The following is a 26,059-nucleotide window of genomic DNA, read 5'->3' on the forward strand; positions in this document are numbered from 1 at the left end:
CTCGCGCGGGGACACCGCGTGCGATATGGGATCGAGGCTGACAGCGATCTGGCCTTGATGCCAAATACCTCAGGCGCCGATCTGGCGCTGGCTGACGATTTCGCGTGCTATCCGCCGATCGCGGATTACGCCGTCGTTGGCGATTGCCGGACGCTTGCACTGATCTCGCGGCAAGGCTCGGTCGACTGGCTCTGCCTGCCCGATACGTCGGGGCCGTCGGTGTTCGCGGCGCTGCTGGACCGGCGGAACGGAGGCCGATTCGCGCTGCGTCCAACTGCGCCGTTCCGCACCGAGCGGCGCTATCTCGCCCGCACGAACGTGCTCGAAACCACCTTTATCACCGCATCCGGGCGCGTTCGGGTAACCGATCTGATGACGCTGAACAGCGCCGATGGGCGTGGGCTGCAGGCCGAGCGAGAACTGCTCCGCGTCGCCGAGGGCATCGAAGGCGAGGTGGAGCTGGAGGCGCTGTATGATCCTCGCCCGGACTACGCGCGCGCACGGCCACGTCTGGTCAATCGCGGTGCCGCGCTTGGCTGGATGTTCCAGCACGATGGCCAGGCGTTCTGCCTGCTTGCGGAACTGGACATGCGTCCGGCTGGGGTTGCGGTTGCCGTCGGGCTGACCGGTCGGGTCAGGCTGCGCCGAGGTGAGCGGCGGCGGCTGTCCCTGTCGCATGCGACCCGCGACATGCTGGTTATCCCGCCGATGGGCGCGGCGGCGGACCATCGCCTGGACCGGACGGCGCAATGGTGGCGGGACTGGAGCGCGCAATGCACCTTTAATGGCCGGCACCGCGCGATGGCACTGCGCAGCGCGCTGGCGCTGAAGCTGCTGACATATGGCCTGTCCGGGGCGGTCCTTGCCGCGGCAACCACCTCCCTGCCCGAGGCCATCGGCGGCGTACGCAATTACGACTACCGGTTCTGCTGGCTGCGCGACGCGGCGACGACACTGCGCGCGTTCACCGACCTTGGATTCCGCAACGAGGGACGTGCCTACCTGGAATGGCTGCTGCATTCCACCCGCCTCACCCGGCCGCGGCTCGTGGTGATGTACGACGAATACGGCCGAACCCTGCGGTCGTTGCGGGAGCTCAGTCATCTGGAGGGTTATCGCGGCTCGTCCCCCGTGCGGATCGGCAACGACGCGACGGGACAGCTTCAGCACGATGTCTATGGTTCGGCCATCGCCGCCGCCGTCGCTTATGTCGAGTGTGGCGGCACGCTGGCAGCAGACGAGCAGCGGCTGCTGATCGGCTTCGGCCGGCAGGTCTGCGCGAGCTGGCGCCAGCCGGACAACGGGTTATGGGAGGTGCCCGGCGCACGGCGGCATTATGTCCACTCCAAGCTGATGTGCTGGTCGGCGTTGGACGCGCTGCTTCGCCTGGACGACATGGGACACCTGCGGGCGCCCCTGCAAGACTTCCTGCGCGAGCGCGAGGCCGTGCGCGAAGCCATCGAGACCCTGGGCTACATTACCGCGGCCGATGGCGGTGGCAGCTACGTCGGCGCGTTCGGTGAGGACTGGGTCGATGCCAGCCTGCTGATCATGGCTCGGCTCGGCTTCCATGATCCTCACCATCCGCGCATCGTCGAAACGGAGAAGCGTATCTGGCGGGAACTTGGGCGCGACGGGCTGCTGCTGCGCTACCTGCCCGAGATTGACGGACTTGAATCGCATGAAGGCGCGTTCGGCATCTGCGGATTCTGGGCTGTGGAGCTGCTGACATTGCAGGGCCGGATCGAGGAGGCCGAGGCGCTGTTCCACCGCGCGGCTTCGCTCGCCAACGACGTGGGCCTGCTTGCCGAGGAGTACAATCCATCATCCGGCGCGGCGCTTGGCAACGTGCCGCAGGCGTTTACCCACGCCGGCCTGATCTCGGCGGCGTTGATGCTGGCCCAGGCGGGAAAAACGGCGGCCGGGAAGGAGACGCGATCATGATGCAGAGTCTGGCGCTGCTACATCGCCTGGCCGAGAATCTGGACGCGGTGTTGATCTGGGCACTGGTGGCGACCGCGCTGATGACGACGGTGCTGCAAGGCAGCCAGGGGCTGGGCCTGTCGCGGCTTAGCCTGCCATTCCTGTTCGGCACGTTCGTCACCGCCGACCGCGGACGGGCGGTGCTGGTCGGCTCTCTGATATATCTGGCCGGGGGCTGGGCCTTCGCGGTGCTCTACTTCTTCATCTTCGCCAGCCTGGGCGCGGCGACCTGGTGGATCGGCGCGGCTCTGGGGGCATTGCATGGGCTTTTCCTGCTGGTCTCACTGCCGGTGATGGCGCTGATCCATCCGCGCATTGCCTCGGCGTATGATGCGCCCGCCAGCGAGCCGAAGCTGGAGCCGCCGGGGTTTATCGGCCTGAACTATGGCTATCGCACGCCGCTGACCACCTTGCTGGCCCAGGCGTTGTACGGCGCGATCTTGGGCGGATTTCTGCCGATGCGCTGACGTGGTCCGGATCAGTCGCCGCGCTAGGGGTAACGTGTTCGCTACGACGCTCCGCACGGTAAGCCGCACCGCATCCTTCGCTGGTTTCCGCTTCCCTGCGATTGCTAATAAGTTCGCTGCGGCCAGACCATTCGACAGAATCAGTTCCGTGCACGGACCGATCACCAGGACCAAGACTGCTGCAAAAGGGGATCATCATGACAATCCGCGCCTTCGTTTTTGATGCCTACGGCACCCTCTATGACGTTCAGTCCGTGCTGGAGCGCGTCGAGCGCGCCTGCCCCGGCCGAGGCGCTCTTATTACACAGATCTGGCGGCTGAAGCAGTTGGAATACACGTGGTTGCGAACCTGCATGGAGGACTTCGCCAACTTCGCCGTCGTGACCCGCGACAGCCTTGTCTATGCCCTTCATGTCGCCGGGGTCGAGCCGGCCGAGGCGCTGGTGACCGAGCTTGAGGACGCCTACCTGCACCTTACGCCGGCACCCGAGGCACACGACTCACTCCGCGCGCTTGAAGGGCATACGCGGGCGATCTTCTCGAACGGCAGCGTGGCGATGCTCGACGCACTCGTCCTTAACACCGGCCTTAAGGGGTTGCTGGAGCACGTGGTCAGCGTCGATTCGGCAAAGGTCTTCAAGCCGAGCCCGAAGGCATACGCGCTGCTCGAGCCGGTCATCGGCGTGCCGCCCAACGAAACGATGTTTGTATCCTCCAACGGCTTTGACGTGGCGGGCGCCAAGCGCTTCGGCTTCCAGGTCGCCTGGGTGCGGCGCGGCGGCGGCCCAGGGACCGCGCCGGCCGACGCCGGTCCCACCGACATGTTCAAGGCTCAGCGGCTTCATGCCGAGATGCTGAATGCCAAGCCCGATCACGTGCTGGGATCCCTGACCGAACTTGTCGATCTGCGTTAGCGTGATCACCTGACGATGACCAAGCAGAAGGGAGAGGCCTCAGGCCTCTCCCCCCACGCATCAGGCCGCCACCGCCATCTGCCCGTTGATCACCAAACCATCCGATCCGGCTGAGACATGCACGATGTCGCCTTCCTTCACGCTTCCTTCCAGGATCATCCCGGCCAGCGGGTTCTGCAGAGACCGCTGGATTACCCGCCTCAGCGGCCGAGCACCGTAAATGCTGTCGTAGCCTTCGGAGGCGAGCCATTCGAGGGCAGACCGATCCAGCTCGATGCCAATCTTCCGGTCGCGCAACAGCGCCTTCAGGTGCTCCAACTGGATCAGCACAATGTTGGCCATGTCGCTGCGTTGTAGGCGGCGGAACAGGATGATCTCGTCCAGCCGGTTGAGGAACTCCGGCCGGAAGTGCTGGCGGACAATCCGCATCACCTCGCCCTGCACCATCGTTGTCGGCTCGCCCTCTGGCTGATGCGCCAGGATGTCGCTGCCGAGGTTCGAGGTCAGCACAATGATGGTGTTCTTGAAGTCCACCGTGCGGCCCTGGCCATCGGTCAGGCGGCCATCATCCAGCACCTGCAGCAGTACGTTGAAGACGTCCTCGTGCGCCTTCTCGACCTCGTCGAACAGGATCACCTGATACGGCCGCCGCCGCACCGCCTCGGTCAGCACGCCGCCCTCGTCGTAGCCGACATAACCCGGCGGCGCGCCGATCAGCCGAGCCACGCTGTGCTTCTCCATGAACTCGCTCATGTCGATCCGCACCATGGCCTTCTCGTCGTCAAACAGGAACGCCGCCAGTGCCTTGGTCAGCTCGGTCTTGCCAACGCCGGTGGGACCAAGGAACAGGAAGCTGCCGATCGGCCGGTTCGGGTCCTGCAGGCCGGCCCGCGCCCGCCGCACCGCATGGGCAACCGCCTGCAGCGCCTCTTCCTGACCGATCACCCGGCGGCGCAACTCGTCCTCCATGCGGATCAACTTGGCCCGCTCGCCTTCCAGCATCTTGTCCATCGGCACGCCGGTCCAACGAGATACGACGGCGGCGATGCCTTCCTCGGTGACCGCCTCGTTCACCAGCTTGCCGTCGGCTGATTTTGCCAACTGCTGCTCAATGCCGGGGATGACGCCGTATTTCAGTTCCGAAGCGCGGCCGAGGTCGCCGCGACGTTGCGCGACCTCGACTTCGTTACGGGCTTGGTCCAGCCGCTCCTTCAGCTTCTGCGTCTCCTGCACTTGGTCCTTTTCCGCCTTCCACGCCGTGGTCAACGAATCGGACCTCTCCTCCAGTTCGGCCAGCTCCTTGCGCAGCCGCTCCAGCCGCTCCCGCGAAGCCGGATCAGGCTCCTTCTTCAGCGCTTCCTGCTCGATCTTTAACTGCATGATGCGACGATCGAGTTCATCCAGTGATTCCGGCTTGCTGTCGACTTGCATGCGCAGACGGCTGCCAGCCTCGTCCATCAGGTCGATCGCCTTGTCCGGCAGGAACCGGTCGGTGATGTATCGGTTCGACAAGGTCGCGGCAGCGACCAGCGCACCATCCGTAATGCGGACGCCGTGATGCAGCTCGTACTTCTCCTTGATGCCGCGCAGAATGCTGATGGTGTCCTCGACACTTGGCTCGCCTACGAAGATCGGCTGGAACCGGCGTGCCAGGGCAGCGTCCTTCTCGACATGCTTGCGGTACTCATTCAGCGTGGTGGCGCCGATGCAATGCAGCGTGCCGCGGGCCAGCTCCGGCTTGATCAGGTTAGACGCATCCATGGCGCCATCCGCTCGGCCGGCGCCGATCAGCGTGTGCATCTCGTCGATGAACAGGATCACCTGGCCCTGCGCGGTCTCGATCTCCTTCAGCACGGCCTTCAGCCGTTCCTCGAATTCGCCGCGATACTTCGATCCGGCAATCATCGAGCCGAGGTCGAGCGACAGCAGTTGCTTGCCTTTCAGAGCCTCCGGCACGTCACCATTGACGATGCGCAGCGCCAAGCCCTCAACGATGGCGGTCTTGCCGACGCCAGGTTCGCCGATGAGAACCGGGTTGTTCTTGGTGCGACGGGCCAGCACCTGGACGGTGCGGCGGATTTCCTCATCGCGGCCGATGACCGGGTCAAGCTTGCCCTCCCGCGCCAAAGCAGTCACATCGCGAGCGTACTTCTTTAGCGCGTCAAAAGTGGCCTCGGCGTTTTGGCTGGTGACCTTGCGCCCCTTGCGCACGTCGTTGACCGCCTTCTCCAGCGCCTGCGGCGTCACGCCGCCGGTTTTCAGCGCCCGCCCGGCCGACGTGTTGGATTCGGCCAGCGCGACCAGCAGCCGGTCCTGCGCGACATACTCGTCGCCCGCCCGTGTGGCGGTCTGCTGGGCGGCGTCCAGGACGCGTACCAGTTCCGGGGTCAGTTGCGGCTGGCCCGCGCCTTGGCCGCTGACCTTCGGCTGACGCGCGACTTCCGCGTCCGCTGCCGCCGCGGCGGCTTTTGGATCGCCACCGGCGATCCTGATCAGGCCGGCAGCGGCGCCTTCCTCATCGTCGAGCAGCGCCTTGAGAAGATGTTCCGCGGTGATGCGCTGGTGGAATTCGCGGATGGCTATGGTACCAGCGGCTTGCAGGAAACCCTGCGCCCGCTCGGTGAATTTTTGAATATCCATGATGTGTCCCTACGTTCAGGCGACTGGTTCAACCCGCCCCTAAACAGGCGACGGGTCAAATCTTCCCAAAGAACTTGGGGCGACTTAAACAACGGCTCAAGGGGGCGGCTGACTGGCCGTGTCGAATATCTGGATTGTCCTCTGTTTAAGCATCTGACGACGGCGGCGCTTAAGGTTATGGGCAGCGATTCGCGGACCTCGTGGATCAGTTCAACAACCTGCCCAGTGGAGAGCGCCTTGGTCAAGGTCGAAGCGCCACCGGCCTAGCGGCGAAGTCGTGGTTCAGCGGCGTGTCGCATCAGTCCCGACGCGCAGTGCAGGATGAAGCATTGCCGGTGGGTAAGGCGCTGCCAGGATTTCAATCAACCAACAGTGGCTTGGACAAACCGATCGGCCGATGTCGCAAGGCACGACCGCTGACATGTCATTTTTATGCCGATTCGTATCGCGCGGCGTCCCGCCAGCGTCTACTTCGCACAACAGCGCAAGCTTGATCCGATCACAAGGCCTCGTTTCTTCATTGGGATTTCTCTAACGCCACGCTGGAGTGATGAGGTGCGACGGACCTCCAGAACCCAGTTCGTTTCATGTCAACCGGATCTTTGTTCTGAGACAGACGCAAATTTTTCTCGCGATTCCGTGAGATTTCGATTGCAGATCACGCGATTGTGAGCTAAGAAGAAGTTGTTTCCTCCCTTGAACCTGGCCGCGGGGGTTCACCCCCGCGGCATTTTTTATCGGGACGTATTCATGCCGCGCTCCCACGCAATTGTTCGGCGCCACTATTTCCAAACCAGCGATGCAATGGATTCAGACCGGGAGGCGCAGTGGGCGGGTCTTGTCAGCGCGGCCAGACCGTATCTCACTGTTATCGTGATCGCAACGACATTGGTGTCGGTATGGGTCTGCCTCTGCGCGGTCTAGTATCCAACCGCCGACAAGCCCTATTCCATTCACCTGCGTCATGGCCCTATCGCGGCCGCGCTTGCAAACGAAGCCATCCCGCCCGATCTGATGCAGACGGCCAGTGAGGACCAACCTCGAAGGGGGCGAAACCAGGCTGGCAAGGTTAGCTACGGCACCGTTAGCCTGGCGTTCTTGCAGCCGCGAGCACCAGTGCCACGGCGTTGGCAAAGTCTGCGGGCCGGTTGTCGCGTTCGATCCGCCGCAGAGCGCCCGCGCGGATGCCTCGCCAAAGCTCTTCCTGTCGATACAGCGCGACAACCGCCGCCGCGAACGCCTCCGGGTCATCCGTACCCGCAGAAAGCATCTCCTCTGCGTCCACCCAACCAAGCTGACGGCGCAGCAGCGCCGTCGCGACCACCGGAAGTCCACGAGACGCCGCCTCGAACACCTTATACGGCGTGCCGGCGGCATAACGCGTTGGCGCGACAAACACTCGGTGGCTGTTGTACAGCGACCGCAAGTCGGTAACAGTGCCACGCATGGTAATACGCGGGTGATGCGCGAACCGTCCTAGATCAATGTTCGGCGCCGTATAGCCGGCAATGGTCAGCCGAGTCTCCCAGCCCAGTTGGTGTTCGATCAACGGCAGCACCGCGTCGGTGAACCAGATCAGGCTGTCGAGGTTCGGGCTGTCCGGCGTATGGATCGCACCGACGAACAGCATCCCCGCCCGCTGCGCATGCGGCCGCGAGGTCGGATCAGGTTCGATCCCATGTCCCACGATGGCGACCGGGCCGATGTCCCGCGCGCGCAGGATTTTGGCCTCCTCCTGGCTCACCGCCACCACGGCATCGCAGATATCCGCATTGACGAAAGCCGCCGTCGTCGCGGTTTCCAGATCGTGGGGCACGGCCCGCAGGCGCGCCTGTTCCGCCTCCCGCAATGGAGCGATGGCTTCGGTGTCCAGGATGATCAGAGGACGCACCGCCCCATCCTGGGTCACTTGGGCTAGACCGGGTCGCACCTGATCCAGGTTGTGCGTGCGCACGATCCAAACATAATCGTAGTAGCCGATCCGGTCCGCCAGGAGCGCCTTGAATCGGTCGATGGCATGGTCGTGCATGACTTCCGCTGTATCTGGCATGTCGCCAAACACCCGCGCGGGATCGTGCACACACCCGTTCACCGGAAAGACCGTTACTTGGTATCCGAGTTCGGCCATAGCCTTCACCACATCGTTCGACCGTACAAAGCCCGAACCGATCCGGCGCAGCGGCACGGTATCATCGATAAACAGCACCCGCGGGTGCAGCGGTCCGGAATGGCGTGCGAAGACCTGGACAGGGCCGCCCGGTGCTGCGCGCTGGGACAGGTAGGTTGCGTGCTTGCGCAGGAAGTGCGCATCCGCACTCACCGGCCGCCGGTCATGGTCGTCATGAAACAGCACAACCGACGGATCGTAGACAACTTGTGCACCAGCCTGGATAATCCGCGTGCACAGATCGACGCCTTCATGGCCAGACGCGGCACATTCCGGATCGAAGCCATCGAGCCGCGCCAGCAATACCGCCCGCACCAGCAAAAACGTCGAGGAACAGAAGTCAACCGAACGAACGAAATTGGCCTCCGGCGACAGCGGCGGCCTGCCCCGCTGGTAATCATGCGTCCCGCCATCGTTCCACAGGATGCCGCCGGCCTGTTCGATCAAGCCATTCGGCTGGATCACCATGCCGCCGACCGCGCCAATGGCCGAGTCGCCGGCGAGACGCGCGCAGGCGCGTTCGATCGCCGTTGGCCCCAGTCGCACCTCGGTCGTCAGGAACAGGACGGCCGTAGCGGTGGCGAACTGGCTGCCCGCGTTGGCGGCCTGCGACCAGCCAATATCAGTCTCGAACCGCAGCAGCCTGGCGCCGCGGACATAGTCGCCGATGGCCCGGGTCTCGTCGCCCGAACCCCGATCGACGATGATCAACTCGATGCTGCCCGCGCTGTTGCCGCGCAGCGACGCAATCGTCGCCATGGTTGTGGCGAAGCTGTCCCGGACCGGCATGACGACACTGACCAGCGGATCGCCAGCGCATTCGAACGTGTAGCCGAACCGGCCGGCGATCGGCAGCAGCGCGATAGCGGCATGATGCGACAGCGCGCGCGCCTGCGCTTCAGTGATCCGGTCAGCATCCGGTGCGGCGCTGGGCAGCCCGTCGCGCCGGCCGATGGTCAGCCAATGCGCAAAGGGACCCGGCGCCAGCCCCTGATCCAGATCGCAGCGGACCCGTGGCTGCGCCGCATACCAGGACAGATCGATCGAGGCGGTGGGTGACCGCAACTCGCGTGCGCCAAAGCCGAGGAAATGCAGATAGCCATTGCGGAAATGACGCGATGTGATTGCCGCCTGCAGCCCGGGGTCAAGCGCCAGGTAATGCGCTTCCGAAAAGCTGTCCAGCGGATCGAAGTTCGCCGGGGTATCGTTGCACAGATAGTGCTGCAGTGCAGACTTCCAGAGGCCGAGACGAATGGCGTTGGCGACATCCGGATACCGTTGGCGATACCAATCCGAATCGAAGTAGTGAGAGGCTGGCAGTTCCGGCTCCCCCGCTTCGGTTCGTCGCAGGTAATGATTGAACACGCCCTGCTGGCGGATCACCGGGATATCATCGGCGGCGAAGTTCGCCAGATAAACGGTAGGATCGAACAGCCTATGCCCGATACGGTCTTCCGCGCCGCCGAATTGCAGATAATGGTCGTAGCTGTTGGCCAGTCCGCTGGCGGAAAGCACCTCCGGTGTCAGGTCAGGATACCGGTCGCGGTAGCCTAGCTCGTCGAACAGCCAGTGCGGTGAGCGATCCAGGCAGCCGCGGCGGCAATAGGCATCGAAGGCGGAGGCGAACTCGCCGCCCTCGATCCCCGCCGCGATTCGTGGATACATGTGACGGTGCCAGGCTTCGTTAAAGAAACGGTTTGGTGAATGCCCCTGCCGCTGGCCGGACTCGAGATGGTACCGCAGCAGCGCCGCTGGCTGGTCGGCGGCAATATGATCGGCCACATCGGGATACGATAGGCGATACCAGTGCGGATCGAACACCGCCCAGGCAGGCTTAGTGTCCTGGGGCAGCTTCAGCACCTTATGCGCGGGCAGGTCGAGCGGCCACATGACGGGGTTCGGCTACAGGCGCCGCTCGACGGCCAGGACGCCGGATTGACGCAGCGCCGCGATTTCCGCTTCAGAATAGCCATGCTGGGTCAGGATTTCCGTGCCATGTTCGGCGAACCGGGGCGGTGGCCGGCGGGTGCCGCCCTGGGTGCGGCTGAACTTGATCGGTGTGCCGATCCCCTTGTACCAGTCGAGTTCGGTGACCATCTCCCGGTGCGCGGTGTGCGGCGCGGCGGTAGCCTGGTCCACCGGCAGCACTGGGCCGGCCGGCACACCGTTGCGGATCAGCCGCAGCGCCAGTTCCTCGCCATCCTGGTCGGCGAAGGCAGCGGCCAGCGCTAGGGTCAGCGCCACCCGGTTTTCGTTGCGCTCGCCGTTGTTGGCGAACCGCGGATCGTCGGCCAGTTCAGCGCGTCCGATCAGCGCGCAAAGCTTGCGAAACTGGCCGTTGTTGCCGCTGGCAATGAAGATCTCGCAAGTGCGCGTAGGATACTTGTCGTATGGCACCAAGTTTGGATGCGGATTGCCGGTGCCGGCGGGACGTTTGCCATTGAGGAAGAAATTGGCCGCCTGGGGATGCAGCAGGGCCATGCCGCAGTCGTATAGCGTCATGTCCAGATACTGACCGCGGCCGGAGTGGGCACGCTCGTGCAGCGCCATCAGGATGCCGATTGCGGAATAGAGGCCGGTGCCCATGTCGACCATCGCGGTACCCAGGCGCATCGGTCCAGTACCGGCATCGCCATTGACGCTCATGAGCCCGGTCATCGCCTGCAGAATGGCGTCATAGCCCGGCAGTCCGCCAAGCGGTCCGTCGCCGCCGAAGCCAGACACGCGGCAGTGGATCAAGCCGGGGAAGCGCTGCGACAGCATGTCCTGGTAGCCAAGACCCCATTTCTCCATGGCGCCTGGCTTGAAGTTCTCGATCAGCACGTCGCTGCCGTCCAGCAGGCGCAGCAGCACCGCCTTGCCCTCCGGCCTGCCGAGGTCGAGTGCAATCGCCCGCTTGTTGCGGTTGACGCCGATAAAGTAGCTGGCGTCACCGCCGTGGAACGGCGGCCCCCAGTCGCGGACCTCGTCGCCCTGCGGCGGTTCGATCTTGATCACGTCGGCGCCGTGGTCGGACAGGATCATCGTGCAATAGGGGCCGCCGAGAACGCGAGTCAGGTCGATGATCTTGATGCCAGCCAAGGCACCGGGGGTCTTCGCGAGACCCTTGCCCGCCGGACCGGGTTCATCCGATCGCGGGTCGCCCACTGCTGCGGTGACCGTGCCGTCCATCGAGGTCGATGCTCCACTGCTGACTCCGACAGTTTTAGACCAGGCGAGACGTGTTGTGCCAGAGCGCTATAACCATTTGCTCGGTGCGTGAGCCGGTCCGCGACAGCAGGCCAGGATCAGCGGCGTTGTTTCGACCGCCGCCGCAATCAGTCAAGATCGTGTTGTTTTCCTGGCTGTGTCCGACGCAGGAGACGCACCCCGACTAAGCTAACGCCCAGGATGGCCAACGAGGCGGGCTCAGAAACAACACTGGTAGTCACCGAAACGTTGTCGAGAACGCCGTCAAGGGAAACGGTGTGGTTGTTTGTAGTATCCGCGAACAACAAGGTTGTCTGAGTGCTATTGGCGAAGAAGTTAAACTGAAAGTTGCTCAACAAGCCGCTAGCGTTGTTCGGCGCGGTGGCCGCGGTGTTGTTCAGCAGAGCGCCACCAAGGGTGGCTCCATTCAGGGCGGAGGCCGTGATGCTTTGCAGCGATCCGTCACCCGCAGTTGTTTCGCCGTAATTGAAGCTGACTGTATAGGCAGTCCTTGCTTGAGTGACGAAGCTTTGCCACAATTGACCGTTTGGCGTGGTCTCCCCAGCGTTGAAGACGGCGACGTAGTGGCCGTCCTGAGCGACGCCGCCCGCACCAAAATACGGCACAGAGGCAGTCGCTACATGTCCATTCGATTGCCAGGAAGCGAAGCTGCCGGTCTCAAAGTTGCCGTTCTGAATGACGTTTGCTTTCGCAGCCGTCGAGGTAATAGCCAATAAAGCAACGATAATCACGCAGAGCCTACACCCGACACACTTGCGCAAGCTATCTCCTGTCGATACGTCACGCGCTGTTGCGCTTTCGCGTTCCTGGGACCAGATGCGGCCATTCGCCTGCATGACCAAGAACGCTACCGTATGACGCTGCAACAAGCGTGTCAATTCGCTTATGCAAGATTTGGGTTTTGAGCACCCATCCATCGTCAAGCGCCAATGTTCCTGCAATACAAAATCTAATTGGCTGTCACGTCTACGGCCGTTGGTGAGGCTTGGCTCCATGATCTATCAAAGGTCCTTGGAGACCGAAACCATGGACCTGCGCCGACAGATTCCGCCAGCACCCGCGCCGCACGACGTCGAGGCGAACTCCTTGACCTGTGATAGCCCGGTGCCGCTTTCGCTATGATCGCGGCGGCAGTCCTAAACCGCCGCCGTCAGCCCCGGGCCGGCCGCAGGCCGCACCAACTTCGCCGCGTTCAGCGGCACTTCGACATCGATCTCCAGCATGGAAACCTTGGCGCCACGGTCCATCTTGATCTGCACCGCGTCCTGGTCCACCGATACATGCCTGCCGATGACCTGCAGGATCTCCTCCCGCAATGTCGCCATCAGGTCAGACGATCCGATGACGCTGCGTTCGTGCGCCAGCAGGATCTGCAGCCGGTCGCGCGCGATCGGCGCGGTGCTGCGTTTGCGGAAGACGTCCAACAGGTTCATGCGACTCTCCTCCCAAACAGGCGTCCGATAATGCCTTTTCGTTGCATTGGAACAACGACATCGACAGTCTCGCCCTTCAACCGCCTCGCCGCGTCGAAATAAGCGCGGGCGGGGGCGCTATCAGGGTTGTTCAGGGTGACCGGGGAGCCGATGTTGGACGCCTTGAGAACTTCTTCGGATTCTGGAATAATGCCAAGTAGCGGGATCGACAGGATTTCCAGCACGTCCTCGGTCTTCAGCATCTCGTTGCGCGCAGCGCGCATCGGATCGTAGCGGGTGACCAACAGGTACTTGGTGATCCGCTCCCCCTTTTCCGCCTTCAGAGTTTTCGAATCCAGCATGCCAATGATGCGGTCCGAGTCCCGCACGGAGGACACTTCGGGATTGGTCACCACCACCGCGAGGTCGGCGTTGCGCATCGCCAGCAGCGCGCCGCGCTCGATGCCGGCCGGGCTGTCGCAAACCACCCAGTCAAACTTCTCCCGCAGTTCGGCGATGACCTTGTCGACGCCTTCGGTGGTGAGCGAATCCTTGTCGCGGGTCTGCGACGCCGGCAGCAGCGACAGGGTGTCCATACGCTTGTCGCGGATCAGCGCCTGCGACAGCTTGGCGTCGCCCTGAACGACATTGATCAGGTCGAACACGACACGGCGTTCGGCGCCCATCACCAGGTCCAAATTACGCAGTCCGACGTCGAAATCAATGACCACGACATTCTCGCCGCCCCGCGCCAGCGCGGCCCCCAGCGCGGCGGTGGAGGTGGTCTTGCCAACCCCGCCCTTGCCGGACGTCACCACCAGGACCTTGCCCATCCGCGTTCCCCTTTTATTCTAACACAGAAATGTTCATCTGCTCGTTCTCCAGCCAGACCTGCACCGGCTTTCCCACCGCAATGGCGGGCATGTCGTCAGCCGTCTGGTAGACCCCGTCGATCGCCAGCAGCTCCGCCTGCAACTTGCGGCAGAAGATCCGTGCACCCGGATGGCCGCCCAATCCGGCGATGGCGCGACCCCGCAACGTGCCGTAGACATGCACCGATCCGCCTGCCATGACCTCGGCGCCGGAGGCGACCGAGCCGAGAACGGTGATGTCCCCGCGTTCAAACAGGACGGATTGGCCGGAGCGGATCGGCTGGTCGATCACCAGTGCATTGGATTCACCGTTGGGGGCCGATGCCGATGGCGCAACTGGCTTGCCAGACGTTTCACCCGGGATCTCGACCGGCCGGCCAGGTCTGGCATTGGCCGGCAGCGGGCGCCCCCAGGCCTCGATCCCTGGCCAGGATGAATGCGCGCCCTCGGTGCCGATGATGCGGATGCCGCGCTGTTCCAGAAGCTGAATGAACTCGGTGACGCCCTGCTGCTCGCGCGGGACCGCTCCCAGGTCGAGCACGACAGGGCGTGCGTCGAAGAAATTGGGTGACCGTTCCATTTGCGCATCTAATGCGGAGAGCCAAGTTTGCAGCGGCAACTCAGGCGCGAGCACCAGGGCCATGATGGAGCGGCCGCGCAGGCGGATAAGCGGGGTGGTCTCGGATGTTGTCACGGTTTCGACCTATCGCTTGACCAGCGGCCGGTCAACGAGAAAACCACATGCATCCATAGAATGATGTGGATAATACGCGCCATCAAACCCCAGGTCTTGTGGTTTGCTTCAAGCGCCAACCCAATTGGTGGGAGGCAGCGGGCCGTGGACAGCCCGTCATGGAATTCTGCCCTGATTGAAGCATCATTCCCTAGCCGAAACGCCGCCAGGCGCTACCCCGGCGGCGGCGCGCGCCGGTCAGGTCATCATGTGCTCCAGCAGCGTTGTCAGGCTGGCGGTGGTGGCGCCGTCGATGGTCGCGACGGCCGCCGCCGCTCCGCCCGGGGTCGCGGCGACCGACAGCGTCGCGCCGTGCGCCATGTCAGTAACGGACAGATACGACGACAGCGTGGATGACAGGCCGTTCCAGTTGGTCGCCGCAAGCGTGCTGCGAAGATCGAGCCTGTCGCTGCCGGTCAGGATGTCGCTGGTGAAGGTGTCCGAGCCGTTGCCCGCCCGCGGCAGGACGTAGACGTTGCCGCTGCCCGTGTCGGTGACGGTGTCGGTCCCCCCGGTCAGGCTGACCGTGTCGCCGCTGCCGCTGATGAACAGCATGTGGTTGCCGGATGCCGCGATGACCGACACCTGGCTTTGGCCGACCGTCGTGCTGGCGGTGCCTGCGGCGATGATGATGGGCGCCGGCAGCGGACTGGCGCTGGTTCCCGCGGTGGGCGACCAGGCCGCGGTCGGACTTGTCTTGTCCCACCAGAGGCCGGCACTGTTCTGCTGCCAGATCGCCCTGTTGACATAGGCGAGTTCCGTCACGTTCGCCGTCGTCGCATCGGACGCGCCATTCAGCGAGACCGTGCCACCGCTGGTGATCGTCCACAGGTTCCCGGCGGCGTCGGTCAGAGCGGTTGTCGTGCCGGCATACACCACCGAGTCGTTCGGCGATGCGACCACCGGCAGCGGACTGGCGGCGGTGCCGTTGTTCGGCGACCAGGCCGCCGCCGGCGTGGTCTTGCCCCACCACAGCTTGCTGGCGTTTTCCTGCCAGAGCGTGCCGCCGACGTAGGCGAGTTCGGTGACACCGCCGGTCGTGGCATCGGCGATGCCGTTGACCGCGACCTGGGCACCGCTGGTGATCGTCCAGGCGTTGCCGCTGGCATCGGTGATCGCGGCGCTGGACCCGGCCAGAACGACTGTATCGTTGGGCGATGGCTTCGGCGGCGCCGGCAGCGGGCTAACGGCGGTACCATTGTTCGGCGACCAAGCCGCGTCCGGCGTGGTCTTGCCCCACCACAGCTTGCTGCCGTTCTCCTGCCAGACCGTGCCGCCGACATAGGCCAATTCCGTGACACCGGCCGTGGTGGCATCGGCGACACCGTTGACTGCGACCTGCGCATCACTGCTGATCGTCCACAGGTTGCCGCTGGCGTCGCTGATCGCGGCGCTGGATCCGGCCAGCACGACCGTATCGTTTGGCGATGGCTTCGGCGGCGCCGGCAGGGGGCTGACGGTCGTACCATTATTCGGCGACCAAGCCACGTCCGGCGTGGTCTTGCCCCACCACAGCTTGCTGCCGTTCTCCTGCCAGACCGTGCCGCCGACATAGGCCAGTTCCGTGACGCCGGCCGTGGTGGCATCGGCAATGCCATTGACCGCGACCTGGGCACCGCTGGTGATCGTCCAGGCGTTGCCGCTCGCGTCAGTGATCGCGGCGCTGGAGCCACCTAGCACCACCGTGTCGTTAGGTGATGGAGAAGCCGGCGGCGTCGCGGACGAACCCGCAGTGGACTGGCTGAACAGCCAGCCAAGCGGCGATCCGGGGCCGTCCTTAGGGTAGTACGTGTCCCACACATCGTGACCCAGGCTGTTGTTCTGAGTGTAAATCATGTCGCCGCCGTTCGCCTGTTCGGCTGCATACAGGTTCTGGTCCCAGGCAAGCGGAACGGTGGTGTCTTGTCCGCCATGGATGGCCCAGAACGGCACGTTCTTCAGCGCGGCGACGACCGAGGCGTTCGGCTGCGGGTAGCCCTGGCCGTAATCCGAGCCCGCCAGCGAAAGCGCGGCGGCGAAGATTTTTCCTTCGGTGCCGGTGTAGGCATTATATTTGATGATCATGTCCTCGGTGCCGATGCCACCGAGGCTGTTGCCAGTGACATAGATCCGGGATGCGTCCGTCGCATAGGTCGCCATGACTTGCTTCAGCGCGGCGATTGCGTTGTCCTCACCGGCGGTGTCTGCGGTGCTGACCCCACCAAAGTTGATGGTGTTGCCGGACGGATCCGCGGTCTGGTCGAGCAGCGGCATGACAATGATCGCGGGGTAGTCGGTGCGGAACGCCGTGCTGTTGAACCATGGGTTCACCTCTGGCAGCAGAACGCTCGGCACGGTCCCGAGATCAAGCTGATGCAAATAGAGCACCGTTGGATATTTGATATTTGGATTGTAATTGGCCGGTAGAAGCACGTCATACTGCATGCCGTTTATGGTCTGTGTAATCCAGTTTCCGGCGGTGATTGCCGAACCTGAGGTAGACGTCTGACTGCCGCTCATCGCCGCTTAACCCTCGAATGTTGATCGATGGCGGCAGTGGTCACGAATTCGTGAAGATGGTCAAAGCGAAAATGCGGCGCTTAAAAGGTGCCATGGGCCAATTTGGCAATCATTACATAACCCGAAGCCGGTTCAGTCGGAGGATTTTAGAACTCTAAGAGCTATATCCTGCTAAAATAGTTTTTTTATTGTAACTAATTGCAGCCATATCTCTATTTTCAGTGATATAATTAATATTTTATTGCTTTTATGTGTTTAGTGCAAGTTCGTCTGCATTCCTCCAAGCAGAATTCCGCAATGTACGGTCGTATTCTTGTCACGTTTATGCGCTAACCGCCGCCGGAGTCATGAAAACATCACCCAACGCCTCTACCATTCGCTGCTATTGCGGGCACATTGGGTGCTTATGGCCTACACGAAGCCACGTTTCTACCAAACGGGCCTTTGCTGCAATCCGTTGATTTCAGCCGCTGCTTTGGTGACAACCTTGCCGTGGCGAACGCCTCCATGACCCATGCCGACAATGAGATGGTCGGCATCATTGCACAGTCTGGTGCCGGAAAATCTACCTTGCTGGGCCTGACACAGCCCGACCGGCGGCATGATTACCAGCGATGGTATTGGTGTTAACCCTGATTGCGCGGCAAGGCGCTGCGCGACTGACGGGGGTGTACCACGAGGATCTTCCAGCAGTTCAACTTGGCTGGCCGCTCGACGTGCTGACCAAGAAAATTGCGGAGCCGCTGAGCCGTCATTGATGGCCTGATTGACATCCGGGCAACTTAGAGTCGCCTGGTCCACTCGTATTCCATGTCCGGCTCGCGCTCCTCATTACGCGACCCGTCGTTCAGCTTTGCCATCCAGAATCCATGCGCTTCATAGAAGACCCGGGCACTGTGTTGCGCTGAAAGGTAAACAGACGCAGTTGTCCTGAACTCTCCTGCTTGGCCAACGCGAGCAGCCGCGAACCAACACCCTGCCGGTAGTATCCCGGCAATACGTAGAGCTGGTCTCGCTCATCACCGTCCAGTGCAACAAAGCCGATCAACCGGCCATCCCGGCGAGCGACCCACATCCGGCACCGCCGTGTGACGGTGTCGGTAAGCCAGGCATGCACCTTCTCATCGCTGTGTAATCGCGGCAGGAAAGGCAGTGCATCGGCACGCGAGGCAAGCTACAGATCCGCGATCTCGTCCACATAATCGGCGGTCGCGAACATCAGTTGGGTGTTGTCCGTATTCATCCCTTCTATCATAGCACCTCGAATGCCCGACACTTTCCCGATGGTCCGAAGGACGCAACCGGCCTACGCTTTTGGTGGAGGTTCAAGCCGATGCCCTATCCCACGCATCTTCTACCCACCACCGTCGTCGGCAGCTACCCGCAGCCGGACTGGCTGGTGGATCGCGTCACCCTGCATCAGCACGGCGTGCCCCGTGTCCACGCACATGACATGTGGCGGGTATCGGGTACGTTGCTGGAACAGGCGCAGGATGACGCTACCATCCTGGCGATCCGCTCAATGGAGCAGGCCGGGATCGATATCGTCACCGACGGTGAAATTCGGCGGGAAAGCTATTCCAGCCGTTTCGCCCTGGCGCTGGATGGCATCGACGCCGATCGGCCGGGTGAACTGCGCACCCATTCCGGCCGGGTGACGAAGGTGCCGCGCGTGGTCGGACCTATCGGCTGGGTGGCGGAGGTGGAGACTCGGGGCATGGCGTTCCTGCGGCGGAACACGGATCGGGCGACAAAGATCACGCTGCCGGGGCCGTTCACGCTGTCGCGCCAGGTGCAGAATGACTTCTACACGGACGAGGAAGAACTCGCGATGGCCTACGCCGAAGCGGTGAACGCGGAACTGCGCGCACTGAAAGCCACCGGCGTGGACGTCGTGCAACTGGACGAGCCATGGGTGCGGCAGGCGCCGGACCAGGCGGCGCGTTACGGCGTGCGGGCAATCAACCGGGCGCTGGAGGGGATCGAAGGCCCGACCGTCGTGCACGTCTGTTTCGGCTATGCCGCGGTGATGGCGGACAAACCCAGCGGCTACAGCTTCCTGGCTGAACTGGGCGACACCACGGCGCAGCAGATCTCCATCGAGGCGGCGCAGCCCCGGCTTGATCTGGGGGTGCTGCGGGATCTGGCCGGCAAGACGATCATGCTGGGCGTGCTGGACCTGAACGATCCGGCGGTGGAAACGGCGGCGGCTGTCGCGGCGCGCATCCGGGCCGGGCTGCGGTTCGTGGACGCCGAACGGCTGGTGCCGGCGCCGGATTGCGGGATGAAATACCTGCCGCGTCAGACAGCCTTTGGCAAGCTGAAGGCGCTGGCCGAGGGGGCCGCGATCGTCCGGCGGGAGCTGGCCGGATGATCCCCGCGATGTTTTCAGTCGGCAATCTGGCGCAACGGACGAGCGGGCACAGTCTCAGCTTGCCAGCCGCAGCAAACGATCCGCGTTACCATGGGCAATTTTCAGGCGGTCGGCCGGTGAGACCGGCAGCGAGTCCAGGAACACTCGGGCGCGTGCGTTCGAGGCGAACGGGTAGTCGACCGAGAACAGGATGCGGTCCACGCCGAACGCCGTCAGCGCCGCCAAGAACGGGACCATGGTGAAGAACCCGCTGGTGGTGATCCACACGTGATCGAGGATCGTCTGCCGCACCGAGCGCCTCAGGTGGGTCTTGGCTTCGGCGGCGGTGGTTTCGTCGATGCGGTCCAGCATGAAGGGCAGCGCCTCGCCCATGTGGCCGATGACGATCTTCAGTCCGGGATGGCGGTCGAGGGCGCCGCTGAGCACGAGGCGGAGCGTGTGGATGGCGGTCTCGGCGTGCCAGCCCCAGGCGGCCAGTGCCAGGGTGAAGCTGAAATTGCCCGGCAGGCGGTCGTAGTAGGCGTTCCGCACCGGCTGTGTCGGGATGCCGGGGTGGAGGTAGATCGGCAGGTCAAGTTTTTCCGCCCGCGCGAGGATTGGCTCGAAGGCAGCGTCGTCGAGGAAGTGGCCGTCGGTGGCGCCGTTCACCAGCACGCCGTGGAAGCCGAGGTCCTTGACTGTGTGTTCCAGTTCGTCCGCCGCCGCCTTGGGCGCGAGCATCGGCAGGTGGGCGAAGCCGCGGTAGCGGGCGGGGTGGCGGGCGCAGGCCTCGGCCAGTGCGTCGTTGTAGGCGCGGGCGAGGTCGATGCCGGCTTGGCCGGGGACGAGGTCGGCGCCTGGACCGGCGACCGAGAGCACCTGCGCGGTGATGCCGCTGGCGTCCATGTCCGCGAGCCGCGCATCGCCGAGGTCGGCGAGTTCGTTACGTTTGGTGGTCTGCGACCAAACGAAGCCAGGGCCAGGGAAGCCGCGGCGGGCAATGGCGTCGCGGGCGATGCCGGAGACGATACGGGGGACGGTGAAGTGTTCTTCGAGGGCAACGATGCGCATGTGGGTTTCCTCCCATAGGCCGGGCGGGAGGGTCGCATGTTAGGGGCATGGGGGCTATGCGGCAATTGAGCCAAGTGCCGTTTCTCGCATCGGTGCCTCAGGGTTCGGAGGTACCCCAAGGAGGCTGGCTGTTTCTCCCCTCAGCCGCCGTTCGGCCGGGACGCGTGTTGCTGAAGCGGGCATCCACCCGGTGAGACAAACAGACTTCAGCGATGCGCCTCGGCTTTAATCCTTAGAGCATGATCGTTTTAGGTTGACCCGTAGCCGGAGTTGACGAGGTAATTGGCGCATTCTTCGACGGTATACTCGTCGAGGAGCTTGGCGATCGCTTCGATCACTGCGTCGATGGTGCGGGCGTTGGCCTTGCGCAGCAGGGTTTTGAGTTTGGCGAACACCTGCTCGATCGGGTTGAGGTCGGGACTATAGGGTGGCAGGAAAATCAGCTTTGCACCCGCTGTCCGGATTGCCTTGCGGATGACAGGGCCCTTGTGACTGCTCAGATTATCCATGATCACAACGTCGCCCGGTCGTAACGTCGGCACCAGGAACTGCTCGACATAGGCGCGAAAACTGATCGCGTTCATCGGCTGATCGAGCAGGCATGGCGCATGAATGCCGTCGCATCGCAGGGCGGCAACGAAGGTTTGCGTCTGGCGATGACCATGCGGCACCTTGGCGAGCAGACGCTGGCCGACCGGGCACCGCCCCCGGATCGGGGTCATGTTCGTCTTCGTCCAGGTTTCGTCTACAAAAACAAGCCGTCTGGGATCAACTTTATCCTGCCGCTTTTGCCATTGCAGGCGCCGACGGGCAACATTGGGACGATCCTGCTCGCTGGCGTGCAGGCTTTTTTTTAAAGCTGAGACCAGCGCGGTCAACGATGTTCCAGACAGCAAAATAGCTCACCGTGATGCCACGGTCTTGCAACTCAGCGAGCAGTGCGCGCAACGGCAGATCCGGCTGTTGCGCAATCCGTTCGATAATCCTGTCGCGTTCGTTGGCCAGTGCGAAGGGCCGATGACCACCCAGCCCCTGCGCCGCCACGCTGCCCTTCTGTCGATCCAGCCGCGACCACCGCTGCACAGACGACTCACTGACCTGGAAGAGGGTCGCCGTCTCAAGCCGGCTCCTGCCTGAGCGGAATGCCGCGACAGCGCGTTCTCGCAAATCCAACGTGTAAGGAGCACCCATCCATGCTGGCCTCCGACCCAGCCCACAGCTTGGATCAGATTTTAGGCCGCGCCGGAACCCCTACTCACGCAGGAGTCAACTTAAAACGATCATGCTCTAAAAAGACGACGCTGTTACGAGCAAAAAGACGAAAATATGATGACTCTTCGTTTTCATCCTGTTATCGAGGTCGCAAGAGCGAAGAGGAAACAAATGCCGTCGAGCGTGCGGATTAAGGCTGGTCCCGTTGAATTCGAGTATGAGGGTGAAGCCGGGCTTTCAGTCAGCGACATCAAGGGCCTGTTTTCGCACATAGAGACTCTGTTCAAGTTACCAGTGCTACGCGAGTCAGAGCAGCATACGCCTGCGCCGGAGACCTTTGTGGCTGATGGAAAGAGCGCTCCGCCAACGCCTGCGCAGACGCTTCATATCGCAAGCATCGCGAACAAACTGAAGGTAAAAACGGGGCCTGACCTTGCGGTGGCGGCTGCGGCTTCATTACAAATCTCTGAAACCAATAAAAGCTTCACTCGTAATGAACTACACGACACGATGAAGAAGGCAACAATGCACTACAAAAAGCCGATGCAGGGAAACTTGACCAAGATATTGCAGTCTTTGCTGGGGTCGAAGTTCAACCAGATCAGCGACGGCGTGTACTCGCTCACAGCGGCAGAGCATGAGAGTTTGGTTGCCCAGCTTGCTTGATCTCGCAGCACTCAAGGCGTGGCTTCACCGCGACCTCAAGCCGCTTGATAAGCTGCTCCTAATTCTTTGTATCTTCGACCATCCGTGTAGCATCGCGAACCTATGCAAGCAGGCTGCGCTGGCTGGGTTCAAGCTGCCCAAGAAGTGGAACGCTTCCTCCATTCTGGCTCGCAGCAGTGGGTTGGCCATCAGGGTGCCTGCTGGTTGGGAATTGACTGACGCGGGCAAGAACCATCTGCGCAATCTAGGGGTGAGTTCACTCAGCCCAGCGGCTGTCAAAGTGGCGTCAGATCTTCGCTCCCACCTCTCGAAGATCAAGAATAAGACGACGAGCGCGTTCGTAGAAGAAGCTATCGAATGCCATGAAACAGCGCTTTATCGCTCAGCCATAGTCATGTCGTGGATTGCCGCGGTGGACGTTTTGTATAAACAAGTTGTCGCCAATCATCTGGCCACGTTCAACTCCGAGGCCATAAAGGTGAATTCGAAATGGAAGGCCGCAGTCAACCAGGACGGCCTGACGCGCATGGGCGAGGCGGACTTTTTCGACAGATTGGCCGCAATTGGCGTACTGGGAAAGAACGCCAAGGAGGAACTAGTAAAAGCTCTCAAACTGCGGAATGGCTGCGGACATCCTAACAGCCTTAAAGTTGGACCTAAATTCGACTTTGGCCATTTGGCGGGAGATGTCGGCGGCTTGGGTGGCGGAGCGGATGGAGGCATAGAATGAGGCATCCCTGCCGGGAGATGCCGTCATGCTTTGCCTGCCGCCCCGCTTCGCCGCCATCATTTTAGCATTTGCCCCTGTGTTTGTGCAGCATCGTACCTGGCGCCATGCTCAATTGCTGTGGCTCGGTGCGATGCTGGCGCCGGGCCGGCGCACGGTGAGCAGCCTGCTGCGGATCATCGGGTTGCGTCGGGAGCGACATTTCGTCAACTACCACCGTGTGCTCAACCGTGCGGTCTGGAACAGCCGGCATGGGGCACGCCTGCTGTTAGGTCTACTGATCAACCGCTTCGTTTCACATGGTCCAATCGTGCTGGGGGTGGATGACACGATCGAGCGGCGGCGTGGCAAGCGGATCAGCGCCAAAGGCATCTACCGTGATCCGGTCCGCTCATCGAAGTCGTTCTTCGTCAAGACCAGCGGCTTGCGCTGGCTCAGCCTGATGGTGCTGGCGCCTGTGCCCTGGGCACAGCGGGTTTGGGGTTTGCCATTCCTGACCGTGCTGGCGCCCTCGGAACGCTTTTGCCGCACGCACAACCAACGGCATAAGAAACTAACAGACTGGACCCGTCAGGTGGCCGTGCAAGCGCGGCGCTGGCTACCGAAGCGGACGATTGTGCTGGTCGGCGACAGCAGTTTTGCCGCGCTCGATTTGCTGGGCGCGCTGACGCGCCAAAGTCTGATCTGCATCACCCGCCTGCGCCTGGATGCGGCTTTGTATGCGCCTGCCCCACCGCGCGAGGCGGGCGCCAAAGGGCGACCACGCAAGAAGGGCGCCCGGCTACCAACGTTGACCCAGAGACTGCAAGATCCCAACACCAAGTGGCAATCGATCTCTGTCTCAGGCTGGTATGGCAACACCGAGCGCTGCCTGGAGGTCTGCTCGGACAGCGCCGTGTGGTATCATGCCGGGCAGCCGGTGCTGCCGATCCGCTGGGTAATGCTGCGCGATCCCGACGGCGCCTTCGAGCCACAGGCGCTGCTGTGCACCGATCCCGCGCGTGATCCGTACGCCATCATCGGCTGGTTCGTCCGGCGCTGGGCGCTGGAGGTGACATTTCGCGAGACGCGGGATCACCTCGGTGTCGAGACCCAGCGCCAATGGTCCGATCAGGCGATCGCCCGCACCACGCCGTGCCTGCTGGCGCTGTTCTCCATCGTCACGTTGCTGGGCACGCGCCTAACCAAGCGGGCTCGCTTGGTCGTCTCAACCGCCGCGTGGTACCGCAAGCAACGTCCTACGTTCGCCGATACGCTTGCCGCCGTGCGCCGTGAAATTTGGGCCGCACAGGGTTTTTCGATGTCACGGTCCAGGGTAGACAGTCAAAAACTCTCCAAGGCACTACGCGAAGGCATGACCTACGCGCTCTGCAACGCCGCATGAGCGCCGCCAAATGGCCAAAGTCGAACTAATATGGTCGCCAGTCACTTGGAAACACTGATCCTGAATGTCTTCGAGACGTTTGCGCATTGTAAGCGTCGTGCCAACTCCACTGGTGTTTTGATGCTATCCCGTGTTGACACCAACTGGATCAGGATTCTTCCAAATCCACGGCAGCAGGCTGCGTAGTTGGTTCTGCTTGGTGCGGCCTGACACGATGCGTTCGAGCATATCGGTCAACCACGCCATGGGATCGACGTCATTCAGCTTCGCCGTCTGGATCAACGTGGCGACGATGGCCCAATGCCGCCCACCGCTATCGGCTCCGGCGAACAACGCATTCTTGCGTCCGAGGGCAACCGGACGCATGGCGCGCTCGACCGTGTTGGTATCCAACTCGATGCGGCCGTCGTCGAGGAACAGAATTAACCCGCCCCAATGGTTGAGCGCATAACGGATCGCCTGTGCCAGGGCGGAGCGACCCGATATGCGGCCAAGTTGCTCGTTCAGCCAGATGTACATGGCCGCAACAAGCGGGCGGCTGTGCTGTTGCCGTGCCTGGCGGCGTTCGTCGGCGGACTGGCCGCGAATGTTGGCCTCGATCGCATAAAGAGCCGCAATCTGCCGCAGTGCCTCTTCGGCGAGCGGTGATTTGGTAGCGATATGGATGTCGTAAAACTTTCGGCGTGTATGAGCCCAACAGAAAGCCAGTTGGGTTGCGCCGTCCGGGATCGCCGTGACCAGGCGGCCGAACCCGGCATAACCATCGACCTGGAGCAGACCACGGAATCCCTTTAGATGCACCGCCGGATGATCCGCCTTGCGGTCTTCGCTGTAGACGTAAGCCGCGGCGGAATGGCCCGGCCCCTGCCAGGAGCGATTGTCGACGGCATAGCACCATAACCGTCCGGTCTTGGTGCGTCCCCGGCCGGGGTCGAGCACCGGCAAAGTGGTATCATCGGCAAACACTTTGGGCGACGACAGTACCGTGCTCAGCATCAGTTCGTGCAGCGGGGCCAGCCACCAGCAGGCCCGGCCCACCCAGTTGCATAACGTCGAACGATCCAGCGTCACACCCTGACGGGCGAAGATCTGCGACTGGCGATACAGCGGCAGATGATCGGCATATTTGTTGACCAGCACATGCGCCAGCAGCGCCTCGGTGGCCATGCCACCATCGATCGGCCGCTCCGGGGCGGGCGCCTGCACGACGGCTTGCTCGCAGGCCCGGCAGCCATAGCGCGGACGGCGGATCACCCGCACCCGCAATTGGGCAGGAACGTAATCCAGCATCTCCGCCCGATCCTCACCGATCGGATGCAGCGTGCCGCCGCAGCAGGGACACGCCTTGTCTTCGACATCGATAACGACCTCAACCCGCGGCAGATGTGCCGGCAACGCGCCGCGGTTGCGCTGCGGCGGCTTTATCGGACGCGCCACTGGTTCGGCATCCGACGCCGCCACCGCTGGCGGCGGTATCGCCGCTTCCAACCCGGCTGCCTGCTCGGCCAGGGATTGCTCCAGGTCTTCCAGTCCATGCTGCAATGTCTCGTCGTCCAACTGCTCGGACCGGCGGCCAAACCGATTGCGTTGCAGGCCGGCGATTAGCAGTTGCAGCCGCTCGATCTCGGCCAGCGCGGCGCGCAGGATCAGCTGCAACGTCGCCGGATCGCCGGGTAGAGCGGTGGGAGCGGTGAACACGCTCGGAGGCTGGAGTATCGGCGCAAAGCGGCGCCAATGAATCCTGCGTGA

Annotated in this window: 19 protein-coding genes; 7 read left to right on the plus strand and 12 right to left on the minus strand. The window is 62.7% G+C overall.

Annotated features, from left to right (window positions below; genetic code table 11):
• Nucleotides 1–18: 18 nt before the first annotated feature.
• From ACQY4S_RS20325 to ACQY4S_RS20335, 3 genes are all read left to right on the plus strand, one after another.
• A complete protein-coding gene (locus tag ACQY4S_RS20325; protein ID WP_428487024.1) occupies nucleotides 19–1,944 on the plus strand; it encodes a glycoside hydrolase family 15 protein in 1,926 nt (641 codons plus the stop codon).
• Complete coding sequence (locus ACQY4S_RS20330) at nucleotides 1,941–2,450, plus strand: hypothetical protein (RefSeq protein WP_428487025.1); 510 nt, start codon at nucleotides 1,941–1,943, stop codon at nucleotides 2,448–2,450. Before ACQY4S_RS20325 ends, ACQY4S_RS20330 begins: the two co-directional genes overlap by 4 nt.
• Before the next feature lie 197 nt (nucleotides 2,451–2,647).
• Nucleotides 2,648–3,364, plus strand: a complete 717-nt coding sequence (locus ACQY4S_RS20335; RefSeq protein WP_428487026.1) for a haloacid dehalogenase type II — start codon at nucleotides 2,648–2,650, stop codon at nucleotides 3,362–3,364.
• 60 nt (nucleotides 3,365–3,424) lie between these two features.
• On the opposite strand, the gene clpB is transcribed toward ACQY4S_RS20335, so the two are convergent.
• The 9 genes from clpB to ACQY4S_RS20380 all read right to left on the minus strand — a co-directional run bounded on the left by clpB (nucleotide 3,425) and on the right by ACQY4S_RS20380 (nucleotide 18,050).
• The gene (gene clpB, locus ACQY4S_RS20340; protein ID WP_428487027.1) at nucleotides 3,425–6,004 is read right to left on the minus strand and encodes an ATP-dependent chaperone ClpB; all 2,580 of its coding nucleotides are present in this window, start codon (nucleotides 6,002–6,004) and stop codon (nucleotides 3,425–3,427) included.
• 1,084 nt (nucleotides 6,005–7,088) lie between these two features.
• A complete protein-coding gene (locus ACQY4S_RS20345) occupies nucleotides 7,089–10,061 on the minus strand; it encodes a glycosyltransferase (protein ID WP_428487028.1) in 2,973 nt (990 codons plus the stop codon).
• Nucleotides 10,062–10,073: 12 nt separating this feature from the next.
• Complete coding sequence (locus ACQY4S_RS20350; protein ID WP_428487029.1) at nucleotides 10,074–11,342, minus strand: CaiB/BaiF CoA transferase family protein; 1,269 nt, start codon at nucleotides 11,340–11,342, stop codon at nucleotides 10,074–10,076.
• 146 nt (nucleotides 11,343–11,488) lie between these two features.
• Nucleotides 11,489–12,376: a hypothetical protein gene (locus tag ACQY4S_RS20355; protein WP_428487030.1), complete on the minus strand. Its 888-nt coding sequence runs from the start codon at nucleotides 12,374–12,376 to the stop codon at nucleotides 11,489–11,491.
• 141 nt (nucleotides 12,377–12,517) lie between these two features.
• Nucleotides 12,518–12,814 (minus strand): cell division topological specificity factor MinE, encoded by a 297-nt coding sequence (gene minE, locus ACQY4S_RS20360; RefSeq protein WP_428487031.1) that lies wholly within the window; start codon nucleotides 12,812–12,814, stop codon nucleotides 12,518–12,520.
• Entirely contained in the window at nucleotides 12,811–13,626 is an 816-nt protein-coding gene (gene minD, locus ACQY4S_RS20365; protein WP_428487032.1) for a septum site-determining protein MinD, read from the minus strand. Before minD ends, minE begins: the two co-directional genes overlap by 4 nt.
• Nucleotides 13,627–13,639: 13 nt before the next feature.
• Nucleotides 13,640–14,359 (minus strand): septum site-determining protein MinC, encoded by a 720-nt coding sequence (gene minC / locus ACQY4S_RS20370; RefSeq protein ID WP_428487033.1) that lies wholly within the window; start codon nucleotides 14,357–14,359, stop codon nucleotides 13,640–13,642.
• A 237-nt stretch (nucleotides 14,360–14,596) separates the two neighbouring features.
• Nucleotides 14,597–16,897 carry a hypothetical protein gene (locus ACQY4S_RS20375; protein ID WP_428487034.1) on the minus strand — a complete coding sequence of 767 codons (2,301 nt, stop codon included), beginning with the start codon at nucleotides 16,895–16,897 and terminating at the stop codon, nucleotides 14,597–14,599.
• Between the two features lie 847 nt (nucleotides 16,898–17,744).
• Nucleotides 17,745–18,050: a GNAT family N-acetyltransferase gene (locus tag ACQY4S_RS20380; RefSeq protein ID WP_428488466.1), complete on the minus strand. Its 306-nt coding sequence runs from the start codon at nucleotides 18,048–18,050 to the stop codon at nucleotides 17,745–17,747.
• A 180-nt stretch (nucleotides 18,051–18,230) separates the two neighbouring features.
• Between ACQY4S_RS20380 and ACQY4S_RS20385 the strand changes: the two genes are divergently transcribed.
• Nucleotides 18,231–19,271: a 5-methyltetrahydropteroyltriglutamate--homocysteine methyltransferase gene (locus ACQY4S_RS20385; protein WP_428487035.1), complete on the plus strand. Its 1,041-nt coding sequence runs from the start codon at nucleotides 18,231–18,233 to the stop codon at nucleotides 19,269–19,271.
• Between the two features lie 54 nt (nucleotides 19,272–19,325).
• Here the strand turns inward: ACQY4S_RS20385 and ACQY4S_RS20390 are convergent, their stop codons facing one another.
• Nucleotides 19,326–20,321, minus strand: a complete 996-nt coding sequence (locus tag ACQY4S_RS20390) for an amidohydrolase family protein (RefSeq protein WP_428487036.1) — start codon at nucleotides 20,319–20,321, stop codon at nucleotides 19,326–19,328.
• A gap of 248 nt (nucleotides 20,322–20,569) precedes the next feature.
• A protein-coding gene (locus ACQY4S_RS20395; protein ID WP_428483280.1) for an IS630 family transposase occupies nucleotides 20,570–21,512 on the minus strand; the annotation gives its coding sequence in 2 pieces (ribosomal slippage) (nucleotides 20,570–21,175 and nucleotides 21,177–21,512; 942 coding nt in all).
• Between the two features lie 135 nt (nucleotides 21,513–21,647).
• Here ACQY4S_RS20395 and ACQY4S_RS20400 point away from each other — a divergent pair.
• From ACQY4S_RS20400 to ACQY4S_RS20410, 3 genes are read left to right on the plus strand one after another with little or no spacing between them, the layout of a single operon-like run.
• Nucleotides 21,648–22,199 carry a hypothetical protein gene (locus ACQY4S_RS20400; protein ID WP_428487037.1) on the plus strand — a complete coding sequence of 184 codons (552 nt, stop codon included), beginning with the start codon at nucleotides 21,648–21,650 and terminating at the stop codon, nucleotides 22,197–22,199.
• A complete protein-coding gene (locus ACQY4S_RS20405; RefSeq protein WP_428487038.1) occupies nucleotides 22,183–22,929 on the plus strand; it encodes a hypothetical protein in 747 nt (248 codons plus the stop codon). Before ACQY4S_RS20400 ends, ACQY4S_RS20405 begins: the two co-directional genes overlap by 17 nt.
• Nucleotides 22,930–22,954: 25 nt before the next feature.
• Nucleotides 22,955–24,310, plus strand: coding sequence for an IS701 family transposase (locus tag ACQY4S_RS20410; RefSeq protein ID WP_428487039.1), 1,356 nt, complete (start codon nucleotides 22,955–22,957; stop codon nucleotides 24,308–24,310).
• A gap of 123 nt (nucleotides 24,311–24,433) precedes the next feature.
• Here ACQY4S_RS20410 and tnpC read toward each other — a convergent pair whose 3' ends face one another.
• Nucleotides 24,434–26,008 carry an IS66 family transposase gene (gene tnpC, locus ACQY4S_RS20415; protein WP_428483621.1) on the minus strand — a complete coding sequence of 525 codons (1,575 nt, stop codon included), beginning with the start codon at nucleotides 26,006–26,008 and terminating at the stop codon, nucleotides 24,434–24,436.
• Nucleotides 26,009–26,059 lie beyond the last annotated feature (51 nt).

The organism is Rhodopila sp. (assembly GCF_965276935.1).
GTDB lineage: Bacteria > Pseudomonadota > Alphaproteobacteria > Acetobacterales > Acetobacteraceae > Rhodopila.

Coding starts and splice junctions, on each gene's coding strand:
- clpB (WP_428487027.1), bottom strand. CDS start 6,004: ATGGATATTCAAAAATTCACCGAGCGGGCGCAGGGTTTCCTGCAAGCC.
- minD (WP_428487032.1), bottom strand. CDS start 13,626: ATGGGCAAGGTCCTGGTGGTGACGTCCGGCAAGGGCGGGGTTGGCAAG.
- ACQY4S_RS20375 (WP_428487034.1), bottom strand. CDS start 16,897: ATGAGCGGCAGTCAGACGTCTACCTCAGGTTCGGCAATCACCGCCGGA.
- ACQY4S_RS20390 (WP_428487036.1), bottom strand. CDS start 20,321: ATGCGCATCGTTGCCCTCGAAGAACACTTCACCGTCCCCCGTATCGTC.
- ACQY4S_RS20335 (WP_428487026.1), top strand. CDS start 2,648: ATGACAATCCGCGCCTTCGTTTTTGATGCCTACGGCACCCTCTATGAC.
- ACQY4S_RS20330 (WP_428487025.1), top strand. CDS start 1,941: ATGATGCAGAGTCTGGCGCTGCTACATCGCCTGGCCGAGAATCTGGAC.
- ACQY4S_RS20400 (WP_428487037.1), top strand. CDS start 21,648: ATGATGACTCTTCGTTTTCATCCTGTTATCGAGGTCGCAAGAGCGAAG.
- minE (WP_428487031.1), bottom strand. CDS start 12,814: ATGAACCTGTTGGACGTCTTCCGCAAACGCAGCACCGCGCCGATCGCG.
- ACQY4S_RS20345 (WP_428487028.1), bottom strand. CDS start 10,061: ATGTGGCCGCTCGACCTGCCCGCGCATAAGGTGCTGAAGCTGCCCCAG.
- ACQY4S_RS20385 (WP_428487035.1), top strand. CDS start 18,231: ATGCCCTATCCCACGCATCTTCTACCCACCACCGTCGTCGGCAGCTAC.
- ACQY4S_RS20410 (WP_428487039.1), top strand. CDS start 22,955: ATGCTTTGCCTGCCGCCCCGCTTCGCCGCCATCATTTTAGCATTTGCC.
- ACQY4S_RS20350 (WP_428487029.1), bottom strand. CDS start 11,342: ATGGACGGCACGGTCACCGCAGCAGTGGGCGACCCGCGATCGGATGAA.
- ACQY4S_RS20355 (WP_428487030.1), bottom strand. CDS start 12,376: ATGGAGCCAAGCCTCACCAACGGCCGTAGACGTGACAGCCAATTAGAT.